The organism is Promicromonospora kroppenstedtii DSM 19349 (assembly GCF_000515355.1).
Taxonomy (GTDB): Bacteria; Actinomycetota; Actinomycetes; order Actinomycetales; family Cellulomonadaceae; genus Promicromonospora; species Promicromonospora kroppenstedtii.
On the sequence record NZ_KI911708.1, the window covers coordinates 9,444 to 15,889 of the forward strand.

At 71.5% G+C, this 6,446-nt stretch carries 7 protein-coding genes; 4 read left to right on the forward strand and 3 right to left on the reverse strand.

Annotation, left to right across the window (positions count from 1 at the left end; translation table 11 throughout):
- Positions 1–358, reverse strand: a 358-nt coding sequence (locus PROKR_RS19180; RefSeq protein WP_157602277.1) for an ATP-binding cassette domain-containing protein, incomplete at its 3' end; no start/stop codon positions are given.
- A gap of 14 nt (positions 359–372) precedes the next feature.
- Positions 373–1,338: a metal ABC transporter substrate-binding protein gene (locus PROKR_RS19185; protein WP_036965836.1), complete on the reverse strand. Its 966-nt coding sequence runs from the start codon at positions 1,336–1,338 to the stop codon at positions 373–375.
- Positions 1,339–1,484: 146 nt separating this feature from the next.
- On the opposite strand from PROKR_RS19185, the gene PROKR_RS19190 reads away from it, so the two are divergent.
- Positions 1,485–2,891, forward strand: coding sequence for a glycine--tRNA ligase (locus PROKR_RS19190; RefSeq protein ID WP_211240181.1), 1,407 nt, complete (start codon positions 1,485–1,487; stop codon positions 2,889–2,891).
- A 9-nt stretch (positions 2,892–2,900) separates the two neighbouring features.
- Here the strand turns inward: PROKR_RS19190 and PROKR_RS19195 are convergent, their stop codons facing one another.
- Positions 2,901–3,686, reverse strand: coding sequence for a helix-turn-helix domain-containing protein (locus PROKR_RS19195; RefSeq protein WP_036965837.1), 786 nt, complete (start codon positions 3,684–3,686; stop codon positions 2,901–2,903).
- A gap of 321 nt (positions 3,687–4,007) precedes the next feature.
- Here PROKR_RS19195 and PROKR_RS30850 point away from each other — a divergent pair, with 321 nt between their 5' ends.
- From PROKR_RS30850 to PROKR_RS19210, 3 genes are all read left to right on the forward strand, one after another.
- A complete protein-coding gene (locus PROKR_RS30850) occupies positions 4,008–4,547 on the forward strand; it encodes a hypothetical protein (RefSeq protein WP_051433151.1) in 540 nt (179 codons plus the stop codon).
- 46 nt (positions 4,548–4,593) lie between these two features.
- A complete protein-coding gene (locus tag PROKR_RS19205) occupies positions 4,594–5,640 on the forward strand; it encodes a FecCD family ABC transporter permease (protein ID WP_036965839.1) in 1,047 nt (348 codons plus the stop codon).
- Positions 5,640–6,446: FecCD family ABC transporter permease (locus PROKR_RS19210; protein ID WP_051433152.1), on the forward strand; the 807-nt coding region annotated here is incomplete at its 3' end. The genes PROKR_RS19205 and PROKR_RS19210, both read left to right, overlap by 1 nt.

Here is a 6,446-nt window from a genome sequence, read left to right on the forward strand (position 1 = left end):
GCAGCCGCAGCCGGCGCCCGTGGAGCAGGCCCGAGGCGACCACCTCCTGCGCGGTCGACGGGATGCCACCGCCCGCACCCGACCGCTGCGGCACGTAGCCGATGCGGCTCCAGTCGACCCGGCTGCCGCGCCCGCCCGCCCCGAGGGGCTCACCGAGCAGCCGCACGCTGCCGTCCGACGGCACGTTGATGCCGACCAGCGACTTGACCAGCGTGGACTTCCCGGAGCCGTTCGCGCCGAGCAGCGCCACCACCTCACCGCGCTCGACCGTCAGGTCGATGCCGCGCAGGATGTGGCTCGCGCCCGCACGGAAGTGCAGGGCACGCGCCTCGATCACGGGTTCGCCGGGCTCGGTCACATGCCTAGTGTCCGTCATTCGCAGACCAGCCCCTCCTCCAGCGCCTTCAGGTTCGCCTGCATCACGGAGACGTAGTCGTCGCCCGCGGCCGTGGCGTCCTCCGACAGGCCCTCCAGCGGGTCCAGCACGGCGGTCCTGACGCCCAGGTCGGAAGCCAGGGTCTCGGTGACCTTGGGGCTCACCAGCGTCTCGGAGTACAGCGTGGTGACGCCGTTCTCCTTCACCACGTCACCGATCTCCCGCAGGCGCGCCGGGGACGGCTCCGCCTCGGGGTCGAGCTGCGAGATCCCCACCTGCTCCAGGGCGTACCGGTCGGCCAGGTAGCCGAAGGCCGCGTGGCTCGTCACGAGCGTCGCGCCCTGACAGGCGGCGAGGCCGTCCGCCATCTCCTGGTCCAGGTCGTCGAGGCGCTGGCCGAGCTGGAGAGCGCCCGCCGCGTACTCGTCGGCGTGCTCCGGGTCGACGGCGGCCAGCTCGTCCGCGACGGCCTGCCCGACGGCGGCCAGCCGGCTCGGGTCCAGCCAGAAGTGCGGGTCGGTGGCGCCGTGGTCGTGGTCGCTCTCCTTGGCGTGCTCCGCGTGCTCCTCCTCGGTCTCCTCCGCGTGCTCGACGAGCCCGGCGGCGTCCGCGGCGTCGACCACGTGCTCGGGAGCGCGGGACTCGACACCCTCGTCGACGGCGGTCTGGAAGCCGGACAGGTACACCACCAGGTCGGCGGTGCCGATCTCGCGGACCTGCGCCGGCGAGAGCTCGAGGTCGTGCGGCTCGGCGGCGGGCGGGGTCAGGTTGTCGACCGTGACCAGGTCGCCGCCGATCTGCTGCGCCACGTACTGCAGCGGGTAGAACGACGCGAGGACGACGACGCCGTCGGACCCGCCGGCCGCACCACCCTGATCCTGCGCCGAGCAGCCTGCGAGTGCCGCCGTACCGGCGAGGACGAGGCTGGTCAGTGCGGCGCCCGTGGCGCGAGTCGAAGTCATGAGAACGATTCTCACGCTTGTTGAGAACCGTTGTCAAAGATGGGGGCCGAGAGGTCGGTCACGCCCTATTTCACGCGGGCCTCGACCGGCCCGGACGGTAGGCTGGGCGGACGTTACTTCCACCTGTTCCCCTGGAGAGATCCCTCGTGTCCGACAAGTCAGTGCGCTCTGCGCAGACCGCCAAGCTCGACGCCGTCGTCTCGCTCGCGAAGCGACGAGGTTTCGTCTTCCCGTCGGGCGAGATCTACGGCGGTACGCGCTCTGCGTGGGACTACGGCCCCCTGGGCGTGGAGCTCAAGGAGAACATCAAGAAGCAGTGGTGGCGGGCCATGGTCACGAGCCGGGACGACATCGTCGGCCTCGACTCGTCAGTCATCCTGCCGCGCCAGGTCTGGGTGGCCTCCGGCCACGTCGGCGTGTTCACCGACCCCCTCACCGAGTGCCTCTCGTGCCACAAGCGGTTCCGCGAGGACCAGATGATCGAGGAGTTCGAGGAGAAGAAGGGCCGCGCCCCCGAGGGCGGCCTCGCCGAGATCGTCTGCTCCAACTGCGGTACCCGCGGCCAGTGGACCGAGCCCCGCGACTTCAACATGATGCTGAAGACGTACCTGGGCCCCGTCGAGGACGAGTCCGGCCTGCACTACCTGCGCCCCGAGACCGCACAGGGCATCTTCGTGAACTTCGCCAACGTCGCGGCCGCAGCACGCAAGAAGCCGCCGTTCGGCATCGGCCAGATCGGCAAGTCGTTCCGCAACGAGATCACGCCCGGCAACTTCATCTTCCGCACCCGTGAGTTCGAGCAGATGGAGATGGAGTTCTTCGTCAAGCCGGGTGAGGACGAGGAGTGGCACCAGTACTGGATCGACTACCGCACCAACTGGTACACGGACCTGGGCATCTCGGCCGACAACCTGCGGCACTACGAGCACCCCAAGGACAAGCTGTCGCACTACTCGACCCGCACCGTGGACATCGAGTACCGCTTCGGCTTCCAGGGCAGCGAGTGGGGTGAGCTCGAGGGCATCGCGAACCGCACGGACTTCGACCTGAAGACCCACACGGAGAGCTCCGGCAAGGACCTGGCCTACCGCGACCCGGTGACGAACGAGAAGTACTACCCGTACGTCATCGAGCCGGCCGCCGGCCTGACCCGCTCGCTCATGGCGTTCCTGGTCGAGGCGTACGCCGAGGACGAGGCGCCCAACACCAAGGGTGGCGTCGACAAGCGCACCGTGCTGCGTCTCGACCCGCGCCTGGCCCCCGTCAAGGCCGCGGTGCTGCCGCTGTCCAAGACCGCGGACCTGCTGCCGACGTCGGAGAAGCTCTCCGCCGAGCTGCGCAAGTACTGGAACATCGACTACGACGTGACGCAGGCCATCGGCAAGCGCTACCGCCGCCAGGACGAGATCGGTACGCCGTTCTGCATCACGGTCGACTTCGACACCCTCGACGACCAGGCCGTGACCATCCGCCACCGCGACACGATGCAGCAGGAGCGCGTCGCGCTGGACAAGGTGGTCGGGTACCTGGCCGGGCACCTCGTCGGGGCCTGAGCGCAGACACTAGTCGCGCGCGTCCTGGGCCTGCTCCCGCAGCAGGCGCAGGACGCGCGCCGCGTTCCGGTCCGTGGTCTCGATCTCGTGCAGCGGCTGCACGGGGATCGGCCGCTCGCCGTTCTCGACGAGCACGTGCCGCGCGACGTCCTCGGCGGGCGCGAACCGGACCGGTGTCTCACCGAAGTAGCCCCGCACCATGATCCAGCCGTCAGGGCACTCCGCCTCGATCAGGTCGAACACCTCCTGCGGCGTGCGCGGCCACGCGTGCCCCAGCCAGCTCGGCGGACGGAGCCGGATCCGGTCCCGCCCCAGCTTGTCGGCGAGCCACTCCATCGACTGCTCGGTGTGCGCGACGGCGATCTGCGGATCACCCACAGTCACCGGCGCACCGAGCAGCGCCGCTGCCGCGAGCCCCTCGACCCGGAGGTTCAGGTCCGCCAGGTCCTCGATCCCCTCCACCGCGATCCAGACCCGGCCGGGCAGGTCCGGGTCGTGCCGGTGCTCGACGACCTGCCGCCGCACGTCCTCGTCGAGCGGCTCCAGGTCGATCCGCATCTGCACGCCCGCGGCCGCGAGGAGCGCCGTCAGCATCTCCCAGGACGGCGACCGCGTTCCCGTCTCGATCGCCGCGATGGTTCCCCGGGCCACGCCCGCTCGCCCGGCCAGGCTCGCCTGCGTCTGCCGGGCCGCGTGCCGCGCTTCCTTCACGAGCCGAGCGGCATCGAGCCGAGCGGCGTCGAGCCGAGCGGCGTCGAGCCGAGCGGCGTCGAGCCGGGATCCGTCGAGTTCCATCGGTCCATCGTGCCGGGTGGGCCTCCACGGCGCGGGGCGAGCCCCCGAGCCTGTGGATAACCCGGCCGCGGGCCGTGTGCACCCGGAACGGACATATCTCCTTGGGGGGAAGGTGCGCCTGCCGGGTGTGTTGCTCTGCGTAGACATTGTCGACTGACGGCAACACACCTGGGAGACATACGTACTTCCCGGAGGCCGGCGCCCGGGTTCACCCGGGTGAGGTCGGGGCGAACCGTGTCAGAAACAGCGGCTGAGCAGGTCTGGGACTCATAGCGTGCCGCGTTCGAAGGCACACCGACTCGAGGAAGAGACTGGTCTCGCATGATCCGACGCATCATCGTCGCCCTGGTGAGCGTGTTCGCGCTCGCTCTCACGGCGTCCGTCCCCGCACAGGCCGCGACCGGCTACACGACCAACATCACCGCGCAGGCCACGCCGGACACGGTCGCGAAGAACAAGACGGTCACCCTGAAGGGGACGCTCAAGTACAAGAAGGACGGGCGGTGGCGCGTGCTCTCCGGGCGGGTGCTCACGGTGCACTTCGACCCGGCCGGCTCGGCCGGGTCGCGCAAGGTCGGGACCGTCAAGACGACGCGGACCGGCGGCTACGCCTTCAAGACCACCGCGTCGAAGTCGGGCACGTGGACCGTGAAGTTCGGCGGCAGGAAGGGCTCGCTCCGAGCCGACTCCGCCCGCGACTCCGCCTGCGTCTACACCGCGGGCCGGTGGCAGTGCCCGGTCACGGCCAGCAACCCCGACCTCGACTGCCCCGACATCGGGCGCACCGTATGGGTGGGCAACAAGGACTACCACCGCCTCGACGCGGACGACGACGGCTGGGGCTGCGACTCGTACTCCTGATCCGGGCGCGTACCCACCATGCCCGGCGTTGTGGAATGCTTAGGCAATGCTTACCTCACCTGCGGCTGCGCCCGCGGGACGCCGTGAGGGTGCGGAAGCCGTAGCCCGCCGTGCCCGACGCCGGACGCTCGCGTTGCTGACGGCGGTCGCCGCCCTGGCGCTCGTCGTCCTCGCGAGCCTCGCGCTCGGCGTCCGCGACATCAACCCGGCCGAGGTGTGGCGGGCGCTGACAGCTCCGGTCGCGGGTCTCATGGACCACGACGTGGTGCTGGAGCAGCGGCTGCCGCGCACCGTCGTGGGGCTGGCGGCGGGCGTCGCGCTCGGCATGGCGGGCACGCTGATCCAGGGTGTCACCCGCAACCCGATCGCCGACCCCGGGCTGCTGGGGCTGAACTCGGGCGCGTCGCTGGCGGTCGTCTGCGCCGTCTGGCTGCTGGGGATCACCTCGCCCATCGGCTACGTGTGGTTCGCGTTCCTCGGGGCCGCCGTCGCGGCGGCGATCGTGTTCTCGGTGGGGCGGGGCCAGCCAGTGCGGCTCGCACTGGTCGGCGCCGCCGTCACCGCGCTGATCACGCCACTCATCACGCTCGTGCTGCTGCGCGACCAGCAGGCGTTCAACCTGTACCGGTTCTGGTCGGTCGGCTCCCTGACGGGCCGCGGCCTGGACACCGTCACGGCACTGTGGCCGTTCGTCGTCGTCGGCCTGGTCCTGGCCGCGGGACTCGCGCACCGGCTCAACATGCTGGCTCTCGGGGACGACGTCGCCACCGCGCTCGGGCAGCGGGTCGGCACCACGCGCGCCCTCGCGGCGGTCGCCATCGTGCTGCTCGCGGGCACGGCGACGTCGCTCGCCGGGCCGATCGCGCTCGTCGGGCTCGTGGTGCCGCACGCCGCGCGCCGTCTCGTGGGCACGGACTACCGCTGGATCATGGCGGTCGGTGCGCTGCTGGGCCCGGTCATGCTGCTGTCCGCCGACGTGCTCGGCCGACTGGTCCTGCCCCGCTCCGAGCTCGAGGCCGGCGTGGTCGCCGCACTGCTCGGCGCGCCGGTGCTGGTCGCCGTCGCCCGGGGCCGGAACGTGGTGGGGGCCTGATGTCCGCACTTGTCACCGCCGTCACCGTCAGCACCGTCGCCGAGCTGCGCGCCGTCCGGCGCCGCCGGCAGACGCTCGTCGTGTCCGGGATGGTCCTCGTGGTGCTCGTCGCCGGGACCGTCGCGCTCCTGATCGGCGCCGCCGGCCTCACCCCCGGCCAGGCGATCGCCGGCGTCCTCGGCCTCGGCGACAAGGGCGACGTCTTCGTCATCCAGAAGCTGCGCCTGCCCCGCATCGAGGCGGCCGTCGTGGTCGGCGCCGCGTTCGGCCTGGCCGGCGCCCTCTTCCAGTCGACGCTGCGCAACCCGCTCGCCTCCCCCGACATCCTCGGGATCTCGACCGGGGCGAGCCTCGGTGCCGTGCTCGGCGCGCTCGTCCTGGGGCTGAGCGGCGTGGCGCTGTCCGGCCTGGCGTTCGCGGGCGCCGGCGTCGTCGCGCTCGCGATCTGGCTGCTGGCGTGGCGCAAGGGCCTGCACTCGATCCGGTTCGTGCTGGTGGGCGTCGGGTTCGCCTACCTGGGTTCCTCGCTGATCGCCTGGGCCATGGCCCGGTCGCAGGAGCACGAGGCGGCGGCCGTCCTGATCTGGACCGTCGGCTCGGTGTCCGACGTCCGCGGCGACCAGCTCACGCTCGTCGCCACCGGGACGCTCGTGCTGTGCGCCGCGGTCGCGATCTTCTCGCGGACGCAGGGCCCCCTCTCGCTGGGCGACGACAACGCACGCGCCCTGGGCGTGCACGTGGACGCCGCCCGCGTCGGCGCGCTGCTGCTGGCCGTGGCGCTCGTCGCGCTGGCCACGAGCGCCGCG